Annotated in this window: 23 protein-coding genes; 9 read left to right on the top strand and 14 right to left on the bottom strand. The window is 65.5% G+C overall.

What is annotated here, in order from left to right:
• The first annotated feature begins 4 nt into the window (after positions 1-4).
• The 4 genes from OPU71_RS00260 (at position 5) to efp (ending at position 3652) form a co-directional block, all read left to right on the top strand.
• Positions 5-1294, top strand: a complete 1290-nt coding sequence (locus OPU71_RS00260) for an MFS transporter (RefSeq protein WP_267723809.1) — start codon at positions 5-7, stop codon at positions 1292-1294.
• Positions 1291-1836 (top strand): GNAT family N-acetyltransferase, encoded by a 546-nt coding sequence (locus OPU71_RS00255; protein WP_267723806.1) that lies wholly within the window; start codon positions 1291-1293, stop codon positions 1834-1836. The genes OPU71_RS00260 and OPU71_RS00255 overlap by 4 nt, the downstream gene beginning before the upstream one ends.
• Before the next feature lie 72 nt (positions 1837-1908).
• Positions 1909-3036, top strand: a complete 1128-nt coding sequence (earP, locus tag OPU71_RS00250; protein WP_267723804.1) for an elongation factor P maturation arginine rhamnosyltransferase EarP — start codon at positions 1909-1911, stop codon at positions 3034-3036.
• 58 nt (positions 3037-3094) lie between these two features.
• The gene (gene efp, locus OPU71_RS00245) at positions 3095-3652 is read left to right on the top strand and encodes an elongation factor P (RefSeq protein WP_267723802.1); all 558 of its coding nucleotides are present in this window, start codon (positions 3095-3097) and stop codon (positions 3650-3652) included.
• Positions 3653-3718: 66 nt separating this feature from the next.
• Here the strand turns inward: efp and OPU71_RS00240 are convergent, their stop codons facing one another.
• Together OPU71_RS00240 and OPU71_RS00235 are read right to left on the bottom strand one after the other, a co-directional pair.
• Complete coding sequence (locus tag OPU71_RS00240) at positions 3719-4543, bottom strand: symmetrical bis(5'-nucleosyl)-tetraphosphatase (RefSeq protein WP_267723799.1); 825 nt, start codon at positions 4541-4543, stop codon at positions 3719-3721.
• Positions 4544-4565: 22 nt separating this feature from the next.
• On the bottom strand, positions 4566-5339 hold the full coding sequence (locus OPU71_RS00235; RefSeq protein WP_267723797.1) for a glycosyltransferase family 2 protein: 774 nt from the start codon (positions 5337-5339) through the stop codon (positions 4566-4568).
• Between the two features lie 71 nt (positions 5340-5410).
• Between OPU71_RS00235 and waaC the strand changes: the two genes are divergently transcribed.
• Positions 5411-6370, top strand: coding sequence for a lipopolysaccharide heptosyltransferase I (waaC, locus tag OPU71_RS00230; protein WP_267723795.1), 960 nt, complete (start codon positions 5411-5413; stop codon positions 6368-6370).
• Positions 6367-7632, top strand: a complete 1266-nt coding sequence (waaA, locus tag OPU71_RS00225; RefSeq protein WP_267723793.1) for a lipid IV(A) 3-deoxy-D-manno-octulosonic acid transferase — start codon at positions 6367-6369, stop codon at positions 7630-7632. The genes waaC and waaA overlap by 4 nt, the downstream gene beginning before the upstream one ends.
• Before the next feature lie 44 nt (positions 7633-7676).
• On the opposite strand, the gene OPU71_RS00220 is transcribed toward waaA, so the two are convergent.
• The 11 genes from OPU71_RS00220 to uraH form a co-directional block, all read right to left on the bottom strand.
• Complete coding sequence (locus tag OPU71_RS00220) at positions 7677-9131, bottom strand: TolC family outer membrane protein (RefSeq protein WP_267723791.1); 1455 nt, start codon at positions 9129-9131, stop codon at positions 7677-7679.
• Positions 9132-9145: 14 nt separating this feature from the next.
• On the bottom strand, positions 9146-9469 hold the full coding sequence (locus OPU71_RS00215; RefSeq protein ID WP_267723788.1) for a rhodanese-like domain-containing protein: 324 nt from the start codon (positions 9467-9469) through the stop codon (positions 9146-9148).
• Complete coding sequence (locus OPU71_RS00210) at positions 9469-10119, bottom strand: protein-L-isoaspartate O-methyltransferase family protein (protein WP_267723786.1); 651 nt, start codon at positions 10117-10119, stop codon at positions 9469-9471. Before OPU71_RS00210 ends, OPU71_RS00215 begins: the two co-directional genes overlap by 1 nt.
• A gap of 131 nt (positions 10120-10250) precedes the next feature.
• Positions 10251-13394, bottom strand: a complete 3144-nt coding sequence (locus OPU71_RS00205) for an efflux RND transporter permease subunit (protein ID WP_267723784.1) — start codon at positions 13392-13394, stop codon at positions 10251-10253.
• Complete coding sequence (locus OPU71_RS00200; protein WP_267723781.1) at positions 13391-14488, bottom strand: efflux RND transporter periplasmic adaptor subunit; 1098 nt, start codon at positions 14486-14488, stop codon at positions 13391-13393. Before OPU71_RS00200 ends, OPU71_RS00205 begins: the two co-directional genes overlap by 4 nt.
• Positions 14485-15123 (bottom strand): TetR/AcrR family transcriptional regulator, encoded by a 639-nt coding sequence (locus OPU71_RS00195; protein ID WP_267723780.1) that lies wholly within the window; start codon positions 15121-15123, stop codon positions 14485-14487. The genes OPU71_RS00200 and OPU71_RS00195 overlap by 4 nt, the downstream gene beginning before the upstream one ends.
• A 334-nt stretch (positions 15124-15457) precedes the next feature.
• On the bottom strand, positions 15458-15976 hold the full coding sequence (locus OPU71_RS00190; RefSeq protein WP_267723777.1) for an ureidoglycolate lyase: 519 nt from the start codon (positions 15974-15976) through the stop codon (positions 15458-15460).
• Positions 15973-16977, bottom strand: coding sequence for an allantoicase (alc, locus tag OPU71_RS00185; RefSeq protein WP_267723775.1), 1005 nt, complete (start codon positions 16975-16977; stop codon positions 15973-15975). The genes OPU71_RS00190 and alc overlap by 4 nt, the downstream gene beginning before the upstream one ends.
• Before the next feature lie 2 nt (positions 16978-16979).
• Positions 16980-17930 (bottom strand): allantoinase PuuE, encoded by a 951-nt coding sequence (gene puuE, locus OPU71_RS00180; protein ID WP_267723772.1) that lies wholly within the window; start codon positions 17928-17930, stop codon positions 16980-16982.
• Between the two features lie 13 nt (positions 17931-17943).
• A complete protein-coding gene (locus OPU71_RS00175) occupies positions 17944-19131 on the bottom strand; it encodes a urate hydroxylase PuuD (protein ID WP_267723769.1) in 1188 nt (395 codons plus the stop codon).
• Positions 19132-19133: 2 nt separating this feature from the next.
• The gene (gene uraH / locus OPU71_RS00170) at positions 19134-19481 is read right to left on the bottom strand and encodes a hydroxyisourate hydrolase (protein WP_267723767.1); all 348 of its coding nucleotides are present in this window, start codon (positions 19479-19481) and stop codon (positions 19134-19136) included.
• A 268-nt stretch (positions 19482-19749) separates the two neighbouring features.
• On the opposite strand from uraH, the gene uraD reads away from it, so the two are divergent.
• Positions 19750-20268 carry a 2-oxo-4-hydroxy-4-carboxy-5-ureidoimidazoline decarboxylase gene (gene uraD / locus OPU71_RS00165; protein ID WP_267723765.1) on the top strand — a complete coding sequence of 173 codons (519 nt, stop codon included), beginning with the start codon at positions 19750-19752 and terminating at the stop codon, positions 20266-20268.
• A gap of 11 nt (positions 20269-20279) precedes the next feature.
• Here the strand turns inward: uraD and OPU71_RS00160 are convergent, their stop codons facing one another.
• Entirely contained in the window at positions 20280-21227 is a 948-nt protein-coding gene (locus OPU71_RS00160) for a LysR substrate-binding domain-containing protein (protein WP_267723763.1), read from the bottom strand.
• Positions 21228-21482: 255 nt separating this feature from the next.
• Between OPU71_RS00160 and OPU71_RS00155 the strand changes: the two genes are divergently transcribed.
• Together OPU71_RS00155 and OPU71_RS00150 are read left to right on the top strand one after the other, a co-directional pair.
• Complete coding sequence (locus OPU71_RS00155) at positions 21483-21896, top strand: AtzH-like domain-containing protein (protein ID WP_267723761.1); 414 nt, start codon at positions 21483-21485, stop codon at positions 21894-21896.
• Complete coding sequence (locus tag OPU71_RS00150; RefSeq protein WP_267723758.1) at positions 21893-22645, top strand: GntR family transcriptional regulator; 753 nt, start codon at positions 21893-21895, stop codon at positions 22643-22645. Before OPU71_RS00155 ends, OPU71_RS00150 begins: the two co-directional genes overlap by 4 nt.
• The last annotated feature ends 312 nt before the right edge of the window (positions 22646-22957 follow it).

Genomic DNA, 22957 nt, shown 5'->3' with positions numbered 1-22957 from the left:
AATCATGTTTGCTTACTGGATGCGCGCGCTCGCTCCGGCCGGCAGCCTGTGGCGTCACCGCGACTACATGCGCCTGTTTCTGGCCAGTACGCTCGCTACGCTCGGGGCGACCGTGTCGCAAATGGCGCTGCCCCTGACGGCGGTTCAATTGCTCGATGCCAGCGCCACGCAGATGGGCATTCTTGCCGCCTGCGAGTTGCTGCCGTTCGCGCTGCTCAGCCTGCCCGCTGGCGTGTGGGTGGATCGTTCGCGCAAGAAGCGGCTGGCGGCGGTGTTTGACCTGCTCGGTGCGGCCGCGCTCGCCTTGGTGCCTCTGGCGCACCTTCTGGGAGTGCTGAGCCTGCCGGTGCTTTACGTCGCTGGCTTCATCGTCGGTTGCACCTTTGCGGTGGGCGGTACCGCCATGCAGGTGTTCATTACCCAGCTGGTGGGGCGCGAACGCCTGGTAGAGGCCAACAGCAAACTGTCGGCAGCCAGCTCGATCGCCGGCATCGTCGGGCCGGCGATCGCGGCGATTGCCGTTGATGCCCTCGGCGCGCCCTTGGCGATTACCCTTGATGCGTGTGGCTTCCTGCTTTCCGCGTGCCTGGTGATGTCGATCCGGCGCGACGACCCGCCGGTGGTGACCGAAAAGCGCCCGATGTGGCCGGAGGTGCGGGAAGGCCTCCAGCTTGTATGGCGGAACCCCTTGCTGCGCGCGCTGGCGGTGGCGGCGGCGGTGTGGATCATGCTGTTCGATAGCTTCCGCGCGCTCTACGTGTTGTTCGCGACGCGCGAGTTGCAATTGGGTGCCAAGGATCTGGCCTTGATCAACACCTTGGGCGCGCTCGGGGCCTTGCTGGGCGCTGCGGCGGCGCACCGGATGGAGCGCACGCAAGGCGCGCGGGTGACGCTGATCCTGGGCTACCTGCTTTGCGGGCTGGGCTACGGGGCCTACGCCGTGATGCAACCGGGCTGGGCGCTGACTGCGCTGGGGGCGGGCCTGGCGATGCTGGTGATCGACTTTGGCGCCACGATGTACTCGGTGACCTATATCAGCCTGAGGCAGCAGGTCACGCCCGACGCCATGCTGGGCCGCATGACTGCGACGATGCGTTTCATCAGCGTATCGGCAGCGCCGATCGGCTCGGCCGCGGCCGGGCGAATGGGTGATGCGGTCGGTTTGCATGGCACCTTGCTTGGCGTTGCTGCGCTTGGGTGCTTGCTGGCGCTGGGCGCCGCGCGCTGGCTCCCGGCCACCCGCCCGGAATCCGAAATCCAGTTTGAATTGTCCGAACAGGGAGTGATGAAATGAAGAAACAGACGGTCATCCATGTCCGGGCTGCAGAGCCCGAGGACTGGCGCGCCTTGCACGCGATCCTGACGGCGCCTGCTGCGGCTGCGGGTACCTTCAGCATGCCGTACAACAGCGCAGAGGTATTTCGCCGGATGCTGGCCGAACCGGGCGGCGACCACCGCCTGCTCGGGTGCGTGAATGGCGAGCCGGTTGGCGCGGTCATTCTGATGCCGCAAGGGCCGGCGCGCCGTGCCCACTGCGCCCGGCTCGCGATTGCGGTGCGTGACGACTGGCAAGGGCAGGGAATCGGTACCCGCCTGATGGCGGCTGTGACCGATCTGGCCGACAACTGGCTGGGGCTCGCGCGGATCGAACTCGAGGTGTTCGTCGATAACGCGGCGGCGATTGCAATGTATCGCCGCGCAGGATTCGACACCGAGGGTTGCTCACGCGGATTCGCCTTGCGTCACGGCGCGCTGGTCGATGTGTATCGGATGGCCCGTCTGCGCGGCATCAAGCCGTGGGTTGCGCCGGCGGTGGCCGCGAACGAGTGGGTGTAGACCCGCTCAGCCTTCGTGGGGCCTGTCGCGGAATCGCTGCGACAGGCGCCGCGAGTGCGACAATTCGGCCCCATGAGTACATGGCGATGGGACATCTTCTGCGCAGTCGTCGATAACTACGGCGATATTGGCGTGTGCCTGCGTCTTGGGCGTCAGCTCGCGCGTGAACACGGCGTGCAGGTGCGCTTGTGGGTGGATGATCTTGCCAGCTACCGCAAGTTGGCGGCCGGCGAGGCGCGCGCGCCAGACGGGCTCACGGTGCATCACTGGCATGCCGATCTGCCGCCCGATGCGCTTGCTGATGTGGTTGTGGCGGGCTTCTCATGCCGCCTGCCCGGTGCGTATCTCGATCAGATGGCGGCACGCGCGCCACGGCCGGTCTGGATCAATCTGGAATACCTGTCTGCGGAATCCTGGGTTGAGGGCTGCCATCGCCTGCCTTCGCCGCACCCGCGCCTTCCGCTGGTCGAGCACTTCTTCTATCCCGGCTTTACCGCCCGAACCGGTGGGCTGATCCGCGAGGCAGGCTTGCTGGCGGCGCAGCGCGCTTTTCGCGCCGATGGCCCCGCGCAGGCCCGTTGCTGGCAACTGCTGCAAACCCCCGAGCCGCCTGCGGGCGCGCTGCGGGTGTCGATGTTTACCTATGAGTCGGCGGCTATGGCTGCGCAGCTGGAAGCCTGGGCGGCTGGAAGCGTGCCGGTGTGGTGTGGTGTGCCGCTTGGGCGGGCGTGGCGTTCAGTGTCGGCCTGGCTGGGCTGCCAGCCGGCGCCCGGCGCGTTGATCCAGCGCGGTCAGCTCAGCATCGCGCCGCTGGCCTTCGTGGCGCAAGACGACTATGACCGGCTTTTGTGGTCGTGCGACCTGAACTTCGTCCGCGGCGAAGATTCGTTCGTGCGTGCGCAATGGGCCGGGCGGCCTTTGCTGTGGCATATCTATCCGCAAGAGGAAGCGGCGCACCGCGTGAAGCTGGCGGCATTCCTTGACCGCTATACCGCCGGCTTGTCGGCCGAGGCTGCGGATGCACTGCGGGCGCTCCACATTGGCTGGAACGACGGGGCCTTGTCGGCCGATGCCTGGCAGCGCTTTGAACAGGCGATGCCCGCCCTGCGCGCACATGCTGCGCAATGGTGTGAAGCGCTCGCCGGCCGTGAGGATCTGGCTGCGGCGCTGGTGGATTTTGCCAAAAGCGAGTTAAAATAAGCAGTTATCCATGTGTGTGGCGCCGGTAGGCGCCTTTTTCGTTATATCAGGTGCCCCGATGAAAACCGCCCAAGAACTCCGTGCTGGCAATGTCGTGATGGTCGGCTCCGAGCCGCTCGTCGTCCAGAAAGCCGAATACAGCAAGTCCGGCCGCAACGCTTCTGTTGTGAAGATGAAATTCAAGAACCTGCTGACCGGCTCGGGTTCGGAAACCGTGTACCGCGCGGACGACAAGTTCGAAGTCGTTACGCTCGATCGCAAGGAAGTCACCTACTCGTACTTCGCCGACCCGATGTACGTGTTCATGGACGCCGAGTACAACCAGTACGAAGTTGAAGCCGAGAACATGACCGAGGCGCTCAAGTACCTGGTCGACGGCATGGCCCTGGAAGTGGTGTTCTACGAAGGCAAGGCGATTTCGGTCGAACTGCCGAACAGCGTTGTGCGCGAAGTGATCTACACCGAGCCGGCCGTCAAGGGCGACACCTCGGGCAAGGTCATGAAGCCGGCCAAGATCGTGACCGGTTTTGAACTGCCGGTGCCGGCTTTCGTTGAAATCGGTGACAAGATCGAGATCGACACCCGCACCGACGAGTACAAGAACCGCGTCAAGTAAGCACAGCGGTTCGGTGCAAGCAAAAGGGCCCCTTGGGGCCCTTTTCCATTTTGCGGTGAGACCGCGTCAGTCCCAGCCGGTCGGGGCGGCGACCTGCTCGCATTTGACCTGGATCCGCTCGTTGCGCTCAAGCCAGACCCCCGTCAGGCAGCCGCCCCAGACGCAGCCGGTATCCAGCGCCAGGACGCCGCGCTGGTCGAAGTAGCCCAGGGCAGACCAGTGGCCGCAGACGATGCGGTGGCTTGCGCTAAGGCGCCCGGCGACGTCGAACCAGGGGCTGATCCCGGGGGGGGCGGCATTGATCGGGCCCTTGTACTTGAGCGCCATCTCGCCACTGGCGCTGCACATGCGCATCCGGCACATCGCATTGACGATCACGCGCAGGCGATCCCAGCCGGTCAGGTCGTCGCGCCAGGTGGTCGGCTGGCCGCCCCACAGGTTCTGTAGGAAGAGCTTCCAGTGCGGCCCCTGCAGCGCGCCTTCCACTTCCAGTGCGAGCAAGCGGGCTTGCGCCACGCTCCAGCTAGGCAGCAGGCCGGCGTGCACCATCGCATCGCCGTCGGCGACATGCATCAGCGGGCGAAAGCGCAGCCAGTCGATCAGGGCATCGTGGTCCGGCGCGTCGAGGATGTCGTCCAGCGTGTCGTCGGCACCCCGGCGCATGGCCCCGCTGGCAACCGCCAGCAGGTAAAAATCGTGGTTGCCGAGTACCGCGATCGCGCGATCACCCATCGCGCGGATGCGCCGCAGCACGGCCGCGTTGTCCCTGCCGCGATTGACCAGATCGCCGGTCAGCCAGAGCTCGTCACGCGCCATGGAAAAGCCGGCTTCGTCGAGCAGTCGGTCGAGCGGTTCGAGTTGTCCTTGCAGGTCTCCAACGGCCAGTCGCATCGTGAATTCTCCGTTGCGCCGCTCAGGGGCGTCGCGAATCGCGTGCGGTGGCACGGATCTCGATCACCTTGGCGTACTTGATGAAGCTGTTAAAGCAGCCGATGCCGATGTGCACCAGCCCTGCACCGCCATCGAGGAAGCCGCGCCGTGCGATGTAGAACTTGAGAAAACGGAAGATCGGGCTCACCCACAGCTTGGCGGCGCTCGGTACGAAGCCTTCGGCCACCAGCGCTTCGGCTGCCAGCGTGGTGTAGCGGTTCTGCTTGGCGAGGTAAGACTCAAGGCTCTCTTCGGAGTGATGCAGCAGATCGCCCCTGAGGCGGCCGACATCGCCCAGTGCGGTGACCTTCTCGTGCACCAGATCGTCCGACCATCCGGCGTGGCGGCGGTCGAACAGGCGCAGCGAGAGGTCAGGGTAGCCCTCGCCATGGCGCAGGTAACGTCCAAGAAAGCGGTTGCAGCGCGCGAATTCGAATGCGCGGTGCGATGGCGCGGCGAGCTCACGCTGGATCTCGGCGCGCAGTTCGGGCGTGACGACTTCGTCGCCATCGATGCACAGCACCCATTCGTTGCTGGCTTGCGCGACCGCGAACTGCTTCTGCGGGCCGAAGCCGAGCCAATCCTGGTGGATCACCCGGGCACCCGCGCGGGCGGCGAGCGCGGGGGTGCCGTCCGTGCTGCCGGAATCGACGACGATGATCTCGTCGCAGAAAGCCAGCGATGCGAGGGTATCGGCCAGCGTAGATCCGCAATCGCGCGTGATCAGCACGGCGGAGAGGAGTTTGCGTTCGCTCATTGGCGCAATTATAGGGGGCGCGGCAGCCGTGCGATTTGCCGCAAGGCGCCGCTGCCGGAATAATCGTGGCCATGCGCGAGATTCTGATCGTCAAGACGTCGTCGATGGGTGACGTCATCCAGTACCTGCCGGCGGTCACCGATCTGCTTGCACGGGTGCCGTCGCTTGCTATCGACTGGGTTGTCGAGGCGCCCTTTGCGCCGCTGGTGCGCCTGCATCCGGGCGTCAGGCAGGTGATTCCGGTGGCGCTGCGCAGTTGGCGCAAGCGACTCTGGGCGCCAGCGACCTGGCGCGCGTTTGGTGGCTTTCGCCGCGAAGTGAGAAAGGCCCGCTACGAGCGCGTGATCGATGCGCAGGGCCTGCTAAAGAGTGCGTTGCTGGCGCGCATGGCCGGTGCGCCGGTCGCCGGTTACATGCCCGATAGCGCGCGTGAGCCCTTCGCCACCCGTTTCTACGACGACAAGTACCGTGTTTCCTGGCAGATGCATGCGGTGGAACGTAACCGCCGCCTCACCGCAGCGGTGTTCGATTACCCGCTCGACCTGCCACTCGACTACGGCATACGCGCGCCCGCACCGCTGGCCGATGCCTGGCGGGTTGATGGTGCCTATGCGGTGCTGCTGACGGCCACCAGCCGTGACGAAAAGCTCTGGCCCGAGCCCAACTGGGTTGAATTGGGGCGTGCGCTGAACCGGCGCGGCCTGCATTGCGTGCTCGCTGCCGGCAATGACACGGAACGCGCGCGCGCCGGGCGCATTGCGGCCAATCTGCCGCATGCGTCACTGGCGCCACCGATGGCCTTGGATGCGCTGGCGGGTTTGATCGATCGCGCCCAGTGCGTGGTGGGCGTCGATACTGGTCTGTCGCATCTGGCTGCGGCACTCAAGGTGCCGGTGGTTGCGCTCTATATCGCAACCGAGCCGGGGGCCAATGGCGTGGCCGGCGGGGCCAATGCCGTCAACCTCGGTGGCAGGGGGCAGTGCCCGTCGGTGGCGTCGGTCTTGCAGGCGCTTGGGCCCTGGGTCGCATGATCGGCCGCTGGCTTTACTCCGCCGCATGGTATGTCGCTGCGCCCTTGATCGTGCTGCGCTTGTTGTGGCGCGCCCGCAAGCAGCCCGAATACCTGCATCACCTGGGCGAGCGGATCGGTCTGCATCGCCTGAAAGCGCCCGCGCGCCTGATGTGGGTGCACGCGGTATCGGTGGGGGAGACGCGTGCCGCGCAGCCGCTGGTGCGTGCCCTGCTGGATCGCTACCCCCAGCACAGCCTGCTGCTGACGCAAATGACGCCGACAGGCCGCGCCACGGCGCATGAGCTGTTCGGCGCGGATCCGCGCGTGTGCATCGCCTATCTGCCTTACGACACGCCCGGCTCTGTGCGCCGGTTCTTGCGCCACTTCCGGCCGGCCTTCGGTGTGCTGATGGAAACCGAAGTGTGGCCAAACCTGCTGCGCGGTGCGCGGCGAGAAGCGGTGCCGATGCTGCTGGCCAATGCGCGGCTGTCGGCGCGATCCGCGCGCGGCTATGCGCGGCTGGGCGGTTTCGCGCGCGCCGTGTTCGGTGATCTTGCCGCGTGCGGCGCGCAGACCGAGGCCGACGCGGTGCGCCTGCGCAGCATGGGGGCAAGCCCGGTCACGGTGACCGGCAACCTGAAGTTCGAGATCTCCCCGCCGGCTGCGCAACGCTCGGCGGGGGCGGCGTTTCGTGCCGCCATCGGCACGCGGCCGGTGGTGGTGGCCAGCAACACCCGGCCGGGCGAAGAGGGCCCCTTGCTGGACGCATATGCCCGCCATGCTTCGCCAGACGTCTTGCTGATCCTGGTGCCACGACACCCACAACGCTTTGACGAAATCGCGCAACTGGTTGAACAGCGCGGCTTGTCGCTGGCGCGCCGCTCCAGCGGGCGGATGCCCGATGCGGACACGCGGGTGTGGCTGGGCGACAGCATGGGCGAGATGTTCGCGTACTACGCCAGCGCGGATGTCGCGATCGTGGGCGGGAGCTGGGCGCCGCTGGGTGGGCACAACCTGATCGAAGCCTGTGCGGTGGGGGTGCCGGCCCTGGTGGGGCCGCACACCTTCAACTTTGCGCAGGCGGCGGCCGACGCGATTGACGCGGGCGCGGCAATCCGTTGCGCGGATCTGGATGCCGCGGTGCGTGTTGCGGTCGATCTGCTCAAGGATGCAGCGCGTCGCAGTGCGATCGGCGCGGCGGGCCAGGCATTCAGCGAGCATCACAAGGGCGCGCTTGCCGCCACGCTGGGCTTGATCGAAACGCTGGCCCCGCATCAGTAAAAAGGCCCCGCAGTGCGGGGCCTTCTCGTTGACGCTTGCGCGGCTTACTTCTTGCCGTTCTTGCTTGCCGGGGCAAGTTCGACTTTCTTGGGTTCAACCTTCTTCGGCTCCGCCTTGCCTGGGGTGCTCTTTTCGAGCGGCGGCGGATTGGTCGAAGGGACGACGATCGGGCGGCCGGCTGCGGCCGGGTCCAGCAGGCCGTTGATTGTCTGCACGTCTTCTTCGCTGAGCGTGCCCGCGGCGTTCTTCAGGCGCAACTGGGCGATGGCGGTGTCGTAACGGGCGCGCGCGAGCTGGCGGAAGGTTTCGTAATACTGCAGCTCGGCGTTGAGCACGTCGATGTTGATCCGCACGCCGACCTGGTAGCCCAGCTTGTTGGACTCGACAGCGCTGCGCGACGACACCAGTGCGGCTTCATAGCCGGCCACCTGTGCGATGCCGCTGCTCACACCCAGGAAGGCTTGCTGCGCCCCCAGCGATGCGCTGCGACGCGCGTATTCCAGATCCGAGCGCGCCTTGTCGCGCAGGGCGATCGACTCGCGGACCTTCGATTGCGTGTAGCCGCCCTCGAAGATCGGCACGTTGATCTGCACCCCGATCGAGCCGGAGTTCGTCTTGGCTTCGGTCGCGATGATGTCGCCCAGCGCGCCGGTATGGTTGTAGCCGTACTTGGCAACGACATCGGCGGTGGGCAGGTGGCCCGAGCGCGAGCGCGAGACTTCGCGGTCGGCAATCTCGGCGGCCAGTTGTGCTTGCTGGGTGCCCAAGTTGCCTTCGGTGGCCGAGGTGACCCACTGGTTGATGTCGTTGGGCTGTGGCTGGTCAAAGCGCACGCCTTCGCGCAATGGCGCGAGCGGGCCCTGATCCTTGCCGGTGATCTGCTGCAGCGCCTGCTTCTTGATCGCGACATCGGCGCGGGTGGCAGCTTCACGCGCCACGGCAAGGTCAAAGCGCGACTGTGCTTCGTGCACGTCGGTAATGGTGGTGGTGCCGACTTCGAAGCTCTTCTTGGCCAGTTCAAGCTGTTGCGCGTTGGCGGCCTTCTGCGCTTCGATGCTGGCCAGGGTTTCCTGCGCGTTGAGCAGATCGAAGTAAGCGGTGGCGACCCGCAGGATCAGGTCCTGTTGCGCGCTCTTGGCCTGCAGTTCCGCAATGCCGGCCGAGAGGCTGCCCTGCTGGTACTGGATCCAGTTCTGCAGGCGGAACACCGGCTGGGTCATCTGCACGCCCCAGTGGTTGCTGTTGTAGCGGCCAGAGATTTCCGGCTTGGGAAGATCGCGGCTGGTGTCGTTGTATTCCGAACCGGCAGAGGCGCCGATCTGCGGCAGCAGGCCGGCGAGGCCCTGTGCCTTGCGTTCCTGGCCGGCCTCGGCGGCCGAGCGTGCGGCGGCATATTGCGCGTCATTGTTGAGCGCATCGCGATAGGCCTGCATCAGGTCGGCCGAGTGGGCGGCGCCGGCAAACAGGCTCGCAATTGCAATGCTGAGCACTCGCTTCATGAATCGTTACTCCGTCAGTATCGGGGCATGGTCGGGTCGACCTGCTCGGCCCAGCCGGCGACGCCGCCTGCAAGGTTGAACACCTGGGTCAATCCATGCCGTTCAAGGAAAAAGGCAACTTGCATGCTGCGGCCGCCGTGGTGGCAGATGACCACGGTTGGCTCGTCCGGGTCCAGTTCCTCGGCGCGGAGCGGCACGCTGGCCATGGGCATCAGCTGCGAGCCGGCAATCTTGCACCGTTCGAATTCCCAGGCTTCGCGCACGTCAAGCAAACGGGGCTTGACGCGGCTCTCGTCGGCCAGCCAGGCCGCCAGATCGCGGGGCGAAAGGTTCTGCATCAGAAGGTAAAGGCCGGTTCGGTCCGCGTCTTGAGCATCGGCACCAGGGTTTCGAACAAGTCTTCGGTGCGGTACTGCCCTTCGCCCGTGCAGGTGACGAGTCGGCCGGACATCACCGGTGCTGCGCCAACAAAGGCAAACAAACGTCCGCCACGCTTGAGTTGCGCCAGCATTTCGGCGGGGATGGCGCTGAGCCCGGCAGAGACGACGATCACATCGTAGGGGCCGCGTTCAGGCCAGCCGGCGGCGCCATCACCTTCTTCGACGATGACGTTCTCGACCCCGGCGCGGGCCAGGTTCGCTGCGGCAAAACTGGCGATGGCCGGGTCGATCTCGATCGAGCGGACCCAGTCGGCGCGTGCGGCCAGCAGGGCTGCCATGTAGCCGGAGCCGGCGCCGATCTCAAGTACCTTGTCGGTCTTCTTCGGTGCGACCGCCTGCAGGACTTTGGCTTCGAGCTTGGGTTCGAGCATGGATGCGCCGCCCGGCAGGGGGATTGCGATGTCGGCGAAGGCAAGCGTGCGATGCGCTTCGGGGACAAACTGTTCGCGCTTGGTCGCCATCAGCGTCTCAAGCACGTCCAGGTCCAGGACGTCCCAAGGGCGGATCTGCTGTTCAACCATGTTGAAGCGCGCTTGCTCGAAATCCATTTCTTGCTCCTCGACAATGCCTTGAAATCAATGCGTTAAGGCGGCAATTCTAGCCCAGGCGGGGCTTGCAGGGCCGCCCTGTGTAACGTTTGGTAGCGATGTGGGCATTTGATACATGCCCGGCGTGAGCTTCATGCCGGCGGCCGGATGCGGTACCAGGCGGCGTAGAGCGCCGGCAGGAAGAGCAGGGTCAGCACGGTTGCCACCGTCAGCCCGCCCATGATTGCCACGGCCATCGGCCCGAAGAACGCGCTGCGGGTGAGCGGAATCATGGCGAGAATCGCGGCGGCGGCAGTGAGCATGATCGGGCGGAAGCGGCGCACGGTTGATTCGATGACCGCCTCCCACGGGGTACGCCCGCCTTGCAGGTCTTGCCGGATCTGGTCGACCAGGATGACCGAGTTGCGCATGATCATGCCCGACAGGGCGATGGTGCCCAGCATGGCCACGAAACCGAAGGGCTGATTGAAGAGCAGCAGGAAGAGCGTGACCCCGATCATGCCCAGCGGCGCGGTAAGCACCACCATCGCGACGCGCGAAAAGCTCTGCAGCTGGATCATCAGCACCGTGAGCACCACGATCAGGAACAGCGGCATGCCGGCGGCCACCGATGCGCCGCCTTTCGCGCTTTCCTCGACCGCGCCGCCGATGTCGATGTGGTAACCGAGTGGCAGCTTCGCCTGCATCTTGGCGATTTCGGGCGCCAACTGTGCGGTCACGGTGGCCGGTTGGGTGCTGCCATACAGCGTCGCGCGCACGGAGACCGTCGGCACGCGGTCACGGCGCCAGATCACGCCGGGTTCGAAGGCGTATTCGAGGGTTGCGATCTGGGTCAGCGGAACGCCGCGGCCGCTACCGGTGGGCAGCGTCAGTTCCGACAGCAGCGATAGATGGCGGCGCTCTTCCGGCGCGCCGCGCAGCGTGACCTGGATGGTTTCGATGCCTTCACGGAATTCGGTGATGTTCTGCCCGTTCACCGAGGTGTTGAGGAAGTTCGCCACGTCCTGCACCGATACACCCAGCAGCCGCGCCTTTTCGGCATCGACGTGAACCTTCACGACCTTGGAGGCTTCGTTCCAGTCTTTCTGAACGTTCGACAGATGCGGGTTGCGTGCGACCACCTTCACCAGCTCGTCGGCGATCCGGTGCGATACGGCATGGTCCGGCCCGCTCACGCGGTACTGCACCGGAAAGCCGACCGGCGGGCCGTTTTCGAGCCGGTTGATCGTTGCGCTCAACTCGCTGAAATCGCGTTCGAAGAGCTTGATCATCTTGGCGCGCAAGGCTTCACGCTCGACCGTGCCTTTGGTGAGCACGACAAACTGCGCGAAGTTCGCCTGCGGCAACTGCTGGTCGAGTGGCAGGTAGAAGCGGGGGCTGCCGGTGCCCACATACGCGACGTAGTTTTCGATGCCGGGCTCTTTTTCGAGCACTGCCTCGAGGCGCTTGACCGCGTTCTCGGTGGCGTGGAACGAGGCGCCTTGCGCGAGGCGCAAGTCGATCAGGAGTTCAGGGCGGGTCGAGCTGGGGAAGAACTGTTGCGGGACGAACTGGAAGCCCCAGATCGAGACGACGAAGGTTGCCAGCGTGCCGCCAATCGTGATCCAGCGAAAGCGCACGCACCACTCCACCGTGCTGCGGAAGCGGCGGTAGAAGCCGGAGTGGTAGATTGCATCTTCGCCATGCACGCCATGGCGTTGCGCAGCGCGTTCGCGCAGGCGCGCGGCAAGCTGCGGCGCAAAACGCGCAAGCCAGCGTTGCAGCAGATTGGGCTTGTCGTGTGACGCGTGTACGTCGGGCAGCAGGTGATAGCCGATGTAGGGCACAAACAGCACTGCGGCCACCCAGGATACGAGCAGCGCGATCACCGTCACCTGGAAGATCGAGCGGGTGTACTCGCCGGTGCTCGATTGGGCGGTGGCGATTGGCAGAAAGCCGGCTGCAGTGACCAGCGTGCCGGAGAGCATCGGCATGGCGGTGGATGTGTAGGCGAAGCTGGCGGCCTTGGCGCGATCCCAGCCTTGTTCCATCTTGGTTGCCATCATTTCGACGGCGATGATGGCGTCGTCAACCAGCAGGCCCAGCGCGATGATCAGCGCGCCGAGCGAGATCTTGTGCAGGCCGATCCCGAACTGATGCATGGCAACGAAGGTGATTGCCAGCACCACCGGGATCGAGATCGCGACCACGATGCCGGTGCGCAGCCCAAGCGAGATCAGGCTGACCGCCAGCACGATCAGGACGGCTTCGGTCAGCGAGCGCACGAACTCCTGCACGCCGCGCGATACCGCATTGGGTTGGTCTGCCACGCGTTCGAGCCGCACCCCTGCCGGCAACTGGGCGTCGATCTTGCGGACGGCTTCATCAAGACGCCTCCCCAGTTCGATGATGTCGCCACCTGCGCGCATCGACACGCCGATGCCGAAGGCCTCGTGACCCATGAAGCGCATCTTGTCGCGCGGCGGTTCGACGTAGCTGCGCTTGACCTCGGCAACGTCGCCCAGGCGGAAGCTGCGCCCGCCGGCGCGGATCGGCAATTCGCGGATTGTGTCGAGGTTCTCGAACTGGCCGCCGGGGCGCAGGAAGATGCGTTCATCCTCCAGCTCGTAGAAACCGGCCGCGGCCTTGGCGTTCTGCCCGACGATGGCATCCATCACGGTGCGGATGTCCAGGCCCAGCGTGGCGAGCTTGAGGTTGGAGAGCTCGATGTAGACGCGCTGCTCCTGCTCGCCGAAGAACTCGACCTTCGAGACATCGGGCACCTTGAGCAGTTCGCCGCGAATCGAGTCGCCGTAGCGCTTCAGGTCAGCGTAGGAAAGCCCTTCGCCGACCAGCGCGAAGATGTTGCCGAAGGTGTCGCCGAACTCGTCGTTGAAGTAGGGGCCCTGAACGCCGGCAGGCAGGGTGTAGCGGATATCGCCGATGCGTTTGCGGACCTGGTAGAACAGATCGGGTAGCTTGGTGGAAGAGGTTGAATCCTTGAAGATCAGGAAGATCAGCGATTCGCCCGGCTTGGAGTAGCTGCGCATGAACTCGGTCGCGCCCAGTTCCTGGATCTTCTTCTCCAGCTTGTCGGTGACCTGCTGTTCAACTTCCTGCGCGCTGGCGCCCGGCCAGTTCGCGCGCACCACCATCACCTTGAAGGTGAAAGGCGGGTCTTCGGATTGCCCCAGCTTGGTGTAAGCGAACGCCCCCACGACGGTCAGCACGACCATCAGGTAGAGCACCAGCGCCTGATGGCGCAGCCCCCAATCAGAGAGGTTGAAGTGCTTCATCGCTTGATGTCCAGTGCCACCGGCGTGGGTTCGGCCACCGGCTTGATCTTGTCGCCGGCGGCAAGGCGGTGCGCACCAGCGACGATCACCCGATCGCCATTGGCAAGGCCGCTTTCGATCAGGGCGCCGTCTTCGCGGTAGGCGCCCAGCTTGACGGCGCGCGCGCTCAGCGTGTTGTCACTGCCGACCACCCAGACCTTGGCCTGCCCTTCGTTCTGCACGATTGCGCCATGCGGCAGCACGATTGCCGGCTTGCCTGCCGAGGGGAATACCACCGCGGCGGTTGAACCGAGCGACAAGGCCTCATCAGCTTTGGGTACCGCGATGCGGACCGCGTAGGTGCGGGTCGCTACATCGGCGGCAGAGGCCACTTCACGTACCACGCCATCGAACACCTTGCCCTTGTCGGCCCAGGGGCTCACAAGCACAGCGGCGCCGACGGCGGTGCCGGCCAGGCGCTTTTCCGGAATGAAGATCTGCACTTCGCGTTCGTTCGATGCGGCCAGCCGCACCACGGCCTGCCCCGCTGCGACAACCTGCCCGGCATCCACCGGCGTGGCGGTGACCGTGCCGTCGCGATCCGCGACCAGGCGCGCATAGCTGGCCTGATTGCTTGCAATTTCCGATTGCGAGCGGGCCTGCTGCAAGCGTGCTTGGGCGGCCAGCAAGGCCGCGCGCCGCTGATCGACTACCGAGCCGCTGACGAACTGCTGTTCGGCCAGCGCCTTGCTGCGATCGAACTCCGCCTTGGCCAGCGCCAGGTCTGAAGACGCCGCCACGACCTGCGCCTTGGCGGCTTCGGCGTTGGCTTCGACGTCCTGCGGGTCGATCCGCGCCAGCAGTTCGCCCTTCTTGACCTTCGCGCCTAGTGCAGCGGGGCGTTCTATCACCTTGCCGGCGATACGGAACGCGAGATCCGACTCATGCCGTGCGCGCACCTCGCCGGCGTACACAGTCAGCTGCTGGGCCTCGGTCGATCCGACCGTGCGCACAACGGCTGTGCGCGCTTCGGCGGGCGGCGGTGCCTCGCGGGAACAGCCTGCAAGGGCCAGGCCAGCGGCGCACGCAAGCGCCAGAAGGGGGCGGATGTTCATTCGGGGGTTCCTTGTCGGGGCGCGCGAAGGCCGCGCAAGAAGATCTCAAGAAAATTGTCGAGAAAGCCTTCCGGGTCTTGCTGGCATACCTCGCAGAAGGCGAGCGAATGCTTCCACACCGAAAGATGCATCGCCGGCGCAAAGAACAGCGATGCCGTCAGCTCCACATCGACTTCGCGGAATACGCCGGTCTCGATGCCACGTTTGATGGCGCGTTCCACCAGCAGGCGGCCGGGCACGATCACATGCTCGTAGTAGAAGCGCGCAACCTCGGGGAAGTTCTTCGCCTCGGCGATCATCACTTTCGGGATGCCGCCGAATTCGCTCGAGCCGATCTGCGACCAGCAGGCCGAGAGGATCTCGCGCAGCATGCCTTCCGGGTCGTCCTGCAGGGCACTCATGCGGGCTGCCGCGCTTTCGAGCTGCGGCACGATGCCGTCTCGGATCGCAGCGGTGAACAGGGCTTCCTTGCTGTCGAAGTAAAGGTAGAGCGTGCCCTTCGAAACCCCCGCGCGCGCGGCAATTTCTTCGAGCCGCGTCGCCGCGAAGCCCTTCTCGACAAACAGCGCGAGCGCGGCAGCCGAAAGCTCGCCTGGCCGCGCACTCTTGCGGCGCTGGCGGGCGGGCTCAATCACGGATGGACTTGTTTGCACCAAGGTTCTTGTCTCTCAATCAGACAAAACAACGTCACCGCAGCGCGGCTTTCTGACTAACCAGTCAGTAATTAAGCATGGCGAGCGGGCAAGGTCAAACTATTTCTGGTGTTTGCGGCGGAGCAATGCAGCGATGCGCCGCAGGAAGGGGCGGCGAAGCGGGGCGCGTGGGTAGTGCGTTTGCCTTGGTTCGCGCGGCCCAGCGTCGAGCCTGGCGCTGAGTGTTCAAGCCGTGGTGAAAGCCCGCGCTCCCGGGCGGCAGGTTCGGCCGTAGCCCCAACAAGCGGCAGGGTGCGTGGGGCGCTGTGCGCTGTGCTCAGGAGCGCGCGCGCGCCTGTGCGCTGGGGCTGGGCGTGAAGGCGATTGTGCGGGGCGCGTCGAAGCTCACTTCGTCGCAGTTTGCGCCCGGCCCGCTGCGATCGAGCACGAGGAAGTCGCTCACCGCATCAAGCGCGAGCAGCGGGTGGTGCCAGGTGCCGGCTGCGTAGTTGACGCCCTGGTCGCCGCGCGCGAGGAAGCAGCGCAGCGCGCCGGGTTCCGGCGCGGTGGCGACGACGACAAGGTAGTCGCGGCCATTGAGCGGGATGAAGGCCTGCGAGCCGCGCGGGTGGCGTTCGACCATGGTGATGGCGAAGGGCAGGGTGCGCGGCTGGCCGCGGAAGATGCTGACGATCATGCGTCCGTCATCGCCCGGTTCCAGCCGCGCGAGGTCGTGGTAACGCTCGGTGTTGCCGCCGTTGATGGTGAAGTGACGCACCGCATCGCTGGCCTCGATGACATCACCGAAGGGCGCGAAGGCTTCGCGGTTGAGCGGCTCGACCGGCAGCGGTGTCACGCGCGGGTCACCTTGCCGAACAGGCGCAGCCGGCTGACACCGCCGTCGGGGAAAATGTTGAAGCGCACATGGGTGACGACGCCCAGTTTGGCGAGGGCGTCGAAGCCATGCACCGCATCCATCTGCAGCTTCTGCGGCGCGAGCAATTCGGGCCAGAACATGCTTTGGGTGATCAGTGTCTGCTCGGTGCCGCCTGCCATGTGGGCGGCCTGCAGCGAGCAGGCGTCGGGGTAGTTGCCCTTGAAGTGCGCGGTATCGACTTCAACCCGTTCGATGATGCCGGGCGTGGCGAGCGCGACGATGCACCAGTCGTTACCGGGCTCGCGGCGGCGGCGGGTCTCCCAGCCATCGCCCATGTTCAGGCCACGGCCGGGCAGCAGCAGCGTGGCTGCGCGGCCGAAGTGTTCGTTGTTGCTGGCGACGATGTAGGCGCCGTTGATGGCTGCGGCGAGATCCAGTTCGGTGCCGTCGGCCCAGTCCGCCACCGGGCGACCATACACGCGCAGGCGGGCGACGCCGCCGTCCGGGTAGATCGAGAGGCGGAGATGGGTCCACGCCGCATCACTGTCGATGGCGTGGTAGTGATGCGCGTTGCCCTGGAGCGCAACGGCGGGCAGCAGTGGTGTCCAGCTTGCATCGTCGGCCGGGTCGCCAGTGGGGCAATGGCAGGCTTCAAGCGAGGCGCCCGGCGGGTAGTTTCCGGTGAAGTGGCGGGTGTCGATATCCACACCCGTGATTCGGCCGGCGCGCGCGAGGCGCACGATGCACCAGTCGTTGCCGGGGCCGCGCTTGCGGCGCGATTCCCAGCCGTCCATCCACTTGCCGTGTTCGTCGTACTTGCTGGGGATGAAGACGGGCTCTTCGGGCGCAAGCATGCGCGCGCGCGGTGCGAAGAATTCATCGCTGCAGGCAATTGCTTCCGCGCCCAGGCGTGGGTCGGCAAGGTTGGTGTAGCGGCGGGTGAAGTCCGGTGCGTCGGGGTCGAGCGTAACGACGGCCATGGTCAGGCTTCCTGTCGGGCGTGCGCGTTGGGATTGAAAGGATGCGTCCGATGCCAGTGCCGTGCAATGTCGACCCGGCGGCAGACCCACACGCGATCGTGCGCTTCGATGTGGTCGAGGAATCGTTGCAGCGCGCGCATGCGGCCGGGGCGGCCGAGCAGGCGGCAGTGCATGCCGACGCTGAGCATCTTGGGGGCTTCTTCGCCTTCGGCGTAGAGCACGTCGAAGGCGTCGCGCAGGTAGGTGAAGAAGTCCTCGCCCTGGCTGAAACCCTGCGGCAGCGAGAAGCGCATGTCGTTGGTGTCGAGCGTGTAGGGTACGATCAGCTGCGGGGCGATACTGCCGTCGGTCTTGGTGACCTGCGTCCAGAAGGGCAGGTCGTCGCCGTAGTAATCGCTGTCGTACAAGAAGCCGCCGTAGTCGGCGACCAGGCGTCGGGTGTTGGGGCTGTCGCGGCCGGTGTACCAGCCGAGCGCACGCTCGCCGGTGAGCCGTTCGATGATCTCCATGCCGATGCGCAGGTGCTCGCGCTCGGTGGCCTCGTCGATGTGCTGGTAGTGAATCCAGCGCCAGCCGTGGCAGGCGATCTCGTGGCCCAGTGCTTTGAATGCGGCGGTCAGCTCGGGGTGGCGTTCGAGCGCCATCGACACGCCGAACACGGTAAGCGGCAGGCCGCGCTTTTCGAACTCGCGCAGGATGCGCCACACACCAACCCGCGAGCCGTATTCGTACACCGACTCCATCGACAGATGCCGCTCGGGGAAGCTGGGCGGATTGAAGAGTTCAGAGAGAAACTGCTCGCTGCCGGCATCGCCATGCAGCACGCAGTTCTCGCCGCCTTCTTCGTAGTTGAGCACGAACTGCACCGCGATCCGGGCGCCGCCCGGCCACTGTGCGTGGGGCGGCTTGCGGCCGTAGCCGACGAGGTCGCGCGGGTAGGTGTCGTGCGTCATGGTCGCTCGCGCCTTACTTCGTGCCGCCGAGGTACCAGCCGGTGATCAGTGCGCGCTCTTCCTCGGTGATGTTGGTGACGTTGCCCAGCGGCATGTCCTTGGTTTGAGTGGTGCGGGCGTAGATCCGCTGGGCATGCTGGCGGATGCGCGCTTCGGTGTCGAGCATCACGCCACCCGGCGCCGAAGGCATCATCGTGGGCTTTTCGGCGTGGCAGGCAGCGCAGCGGGCTTCGACCACCGGCATCACCTGCGAGAGCGTTGGCACCGGTTTGGCGGTATCGCGCACAACGGGGGCCGGCGCGGTCCACCACAGCGTCGCGAGCAGGATCAGGCCGCCGGCGATCGGGTATTCCCAACGCCACTCGCCCTTGTGCTTGAGGTTGAAAAAGTGGCGGATCAGCACCGCACTCAACATGATCAGCATCAGCATCAGCCAGCCATGGGCGTGGCTGTAGGTGAAGGCGTAGTGGTTGCTGATCATCGAGAACAGCACCGGCAGCGTGAGGTAATTGTTGTGCACGCTGCGCTGCTTGGCCTTTTTGCCCAGCGCCGGGTCCGGCGCCTCGCCGCGCTTCATCGCGGCGACCAGCTTGCGCTGGTTCGGGATGATGATGAAGAAGACGTTTCCGCTCATCGTGGTGGCGATCATCGCGCCGACATGAATGTAGGCGGCGCGGCCTGCCAGCAGGTGCATCAGCGCCCAGGTAACGGCGCCGACGAAGAGCGTGTAGATCACCGCAAACACCAGCTGGCTGCGCTCGATCAGCAGGCGCGAGAGCAGGTCGTACACGATCCAGCCACCGGCCAGGGTGCCAAGCCCGATCAGCACCGACACCGTCGGGCTGATCTGCGCCACTGCCGGGTCCACCATCCAGGTTGCGGCCTGGAAGTAGTACAGCACCGAGATGAGCAGGAAGCCGGTGATCCAGGTGGAGTACGAGGGCCAGAAGAAGAAGTGGAGTTCCTTCGGCAATTCCTTCGGGGCAACCAGGTACTTCTGCGGGTTGTAGAAGCCCCCGGCATGCATCGCCCAGAGTTCGCCGCCGACGCCGGCTTCCCTCAGCTTGGGATCGGTCGGCGGCTTGATCGAATTGTCGAGCCAGACGAAGTAGAACGAGGAGCCGATCCAGGCGATGCCAACGATCAGGTGCAGCCAGCGCAGCAGCATGCTGGCCACTTCAATCAGGTATGCGCTATCCATGCTCAGCTGCCCCGGTAGGTGCTGTACGCCCAGGGCGAAACCAGCAGCGGTACATGGTAGTGGGCGGCGGCGTCGGCGATGCCGAATGCGATGCTCACTTCGTCGAGGAAGGGCGGCTCGGGCAGTTGCACGCCGGCGGCGCGGAAGTAGGCGGCCACTTCGAAACGCAGCACATAGCGGCCCGCTTTGAGGGCGGCACCTTCAAGCAGCGGCGCGTCGCAGCGGCCGTCGGCATTGGTGATGCCCTGAGCCAGCGGTATCGCGCTGTCGGCTGCGGTGAGCGTGTAGCGGATGCCGGCGGCCGGGCGGCCGTGGGCGGTGTCGAGCACATGGGTGGTGAGTCGTCCCATCTTCATTCCAATCTGGGCGGAGGCCGCTGGGGGCGCGGCGTATGGGCGGATTGTAGGAAGGCTCGGCCCCCGATCGGTGGATACCCCGCATCCACCGGAGCGAATGAGGCCAGCGGCCGAACCCGGGGCATCGCCGTGCCGTGCAGGGCAAGGGCCTGTTCATCTGAAAGCGGCGAAGTGCGCTATTCGAGTTCGCGGATTGCGCCGCCGGCTGCGCCTGCCTAGTCTGGCATCACCCGGCGATCCCGCCGAAGCCAGAAGCCAGAGCATGCCCTCCACGCCAATTCCGCTTGCCTCTTTGTCAGCGCTTGAACGCGACGCTTTCGTGCAGGCGCTCGACGGCATCTTCGAGCATTCCCCCTGGGTTGCCCATGCAGCCTGGGCTGCCGGCCCGTTTTCCGACCGCGACGCCTTGCTCGCCGCATTGGTCGCCGCGATGCGCGGCGCCACGCGCGGCCAGCAACTCGCCTTGATTCGCGCACATCCTGAACTTGCCGGCCGCGCTGCGGTGCGTGGTGAGCTGACGCATGAATCACGCGGTGAGCAAAGCGGCGCCGGGCTCGATGCCTGCAGCCCGGAAGAGTTCGAGCGCCTGCAGAATCTGAACGCGGCTTACCTCGCGAAGTTTGGCTTCCCCTTCATCCTTGCGGTGCGCGGCTACGACCGCCGCGGCATCATCGAGCGCTTCGCCGCCCGGCTTGAGCACAGCCCCGAGGCCGAGTTCGACGAAGCACTGACGCAGATCGCGCGCATCGCCGCGCTGCGCCTCGCCGATCGCGTTGCCTGACGCGAAGTGGCCTACGCGGCCGCGGTGAGGCTGCTTTCCTGCGGCTTGCGTGCCACGCTGACGATCTGCTCGCGGAACCAGCGGCATTCGTCGGCGAGGTGGGTGCGGTCGTGCCACAGCAGGTAGAAGTTCATCTTCGGAAAGTCGATCGGCACCTCGGTCACGGCCAGCGGCATCAGCTTTGCGAAGTGCTCGGCGAACACGCGCGGGCCGGTGAAGATCATGTCGGTTTGCAGCAGCAGGTAGGGCACCAGGCCGAAGTAAGGCACATAGGCCACCACGTTGCGCTTGATGCGCTCGCGCGCCAGATGCATGTCGATCACGCCACGGCGCCCGACCGAGTAGGGCGTCGGCGCCAGGTGTTCCGCTTCGAGGTAACGCTCGGTGGTCAGCGGGCGCTTGGCGTAGGGGTGGTCCTTGCGCATCACGCAGACCAGATCGTCTTCAAACAACGAAGTCATCCGCAGCAGTTCGGGCGGCTGCGGCCAGTTGCCGATCACCACATCCAGCTCGCCGGATTCAAGCGCCTGCGTGAAGTCGCTGTCCGGCCCGAGCGAATGGAACACCACCTGCGAATGCGGTGCGAACTTGCGCAGTCGTGCGACGACTTCGCCTAGGATCACCGCATTGAGGTAATCCGGCGTGGCAATGTTGAACACCCGCCGCGACTTGGCGGGATCAAAGCGCACCTGCTTGACCGCGATCGATTCAATCTGCGCCAGCGCCAGCTTCACCGGTTCGAGCAGCGCGGCGCCGCGCTCGGTTGGGGTCATGCCGTTGCGCGAGCGCACCAGCAATTGATCTCCGGTGATATCGCGCAGGCGCCGCAGCGCGGTGCTGACCGCCGGTTGCGACTGGTTCAGGCGCAAGGCCGCCTTGGTGACGCTGCATTCAGCCAGCACTGCGTGGAGCACCCGCAGCAAGTGCACATCCATTGAATCCCAAGAGTTGCTGGCCATTTCGCAGTTCCAATCGCTAAAGACGACAAGACCGCCAAAGCAACATCTGCGCCACACGCTGCTTTGTGCGAGCGCCCAACGATTCCGCCATTTTGCCGACTTGGTTCTGGCGCGCCGGCACCAAGCCAGTGCCGCCGATGCACGGTTGTCCGCCTTGGCACAGCGCAGGCGGCGCGTGGGCGGCAGCGCCTGGATCGTGTGGTTCGGTTCTTGCGTGGTGCATCCATGTATACAGCGTTGCACACAAGGACCGCCATGCCCATTTCAAGCGCACAAATCAATCTGCCCGCAGTTCGCGACGAGTTGAAAGCGATTGCCGAGCTCTACGAGGCGGCACTGGTGGGCAACAATCGCGAGCTACTTGATGCCTTGTTTCATCCGGGGCCCGATACCTTGCGCTATGGTCTGGCAGACGAGCAGTATGGGTTTGATGCGGTGGTGGCGTTTCGTGCCGCGCTGGCCCAGCAAAGCCCGCCGCGCCGGATTGTTCGATGCGAGATCAGCACCTACGGGCAGGACTTCGGCACCGTGAATCTGGAGTTCCGCTATACCGATCGCGCAGGCGGCGGTCGCCAGAGCCAGACCTGGGTGCGCAGCGATCAGGCTGCGCATGGTGGCTGGCGCATCGTCGCGGCGCACGTCAGCCTGATGCACAATCCGGCCTCATGACCCGCCGTAACCCCGCCAAGTCCGCCCCAGCAAAACCTGCTTCGACGCGCCCAGCCGTTCGCAAGCGCGCCGCCGCGCAACCGGCAACCCGCGCCCAAACCGTGTATGCGGCGATCAAGGACGACATCGCAGACTTTCGCCTGCTGCCCGGCGACCGCTTCACCGAAACCGAACTCGCCGATCGCCTTGGCGTATCCCGCACCCCGGTGCGTGAAGCGCTCTACCAGTTGCAGCGCGAGGGCTTTCTGAGCGTTCAGTTTCGCAGCGGCTGGAGCGTGAATCCCTACGATTTCGACCGTTTCGAGAACCTCTACGATCTGCGTCAACTGCTTGAGCTGGAGGCGGTGCGGCGCTTGTGCGACCGCAAGGAATCGCTCGAAGCGCTGGATGTGCTAGAAGCCTATTGGCTCCTGCCCGAAGCGGAACGCGATAACGATGGCCGCAGCGTCGCGCGGCAGGACGAGGCATTCCATCTGTCGCTGGTCGAAGCGGCCGGCAACCCCGAGATGGCGCGTGTGCATGCCGATGTGACCGAGCGCATCCGCATCGTGCGGCGGCTCGATTTCACGCAGCAAGAGCGCATTGACACCACCTACGCCGAGCATGCCGAGATCCTCAAGGCGATCCGGCGGCGCCGCAGCGAGCGCGCCACCTCACTGCTGGCCGCGCATATCGAAGCGAGCCGCGCCGAAGTCCGCAAGATCACGCTGCACAAGCTCTTTGAGGCGCGGCGCGGGAGCTGGGGCTAGAAGCTGACGCTGGCGCCGCGTGCGTCGGGTTGCCGCACCATCAGAACGGGCCTCGTCGCCCGTTTTTGTTTTCTGGCGCTGCACGGATTTCGACATCGCAAGCGGTGCGCCGCACCAGTTCGGCGCACTCAAGCTCGGCTCTCTTGCGAGCCCGCGCGCCGCAGGTGGCTCCTTGCTGTGCCAGCCCATTCCGCTGCCGGCCAATGGCGGCGCCGCGCAGCGTGAAGAGCCGCACTCGTTGCGGAGCTACTTCGATGCCCACAGTGTCCCTGGCACGCGCTTTGCGTATCTTGCATACAAGACGGCGTACAA

The sequence above is a fragment of the Niveibacterium sp. 24ML genome (assembly GCF_026586805.1).
Taxonomy (GTDB): Bacteria; Pseudomonadota; Gammaproteobacteria; order Burkholderiales; family Rhodocyclaceae; genus Niveibacterium.
This window is presented reverse-complemented; position numbering and strand designations above follow the sequence as displayed.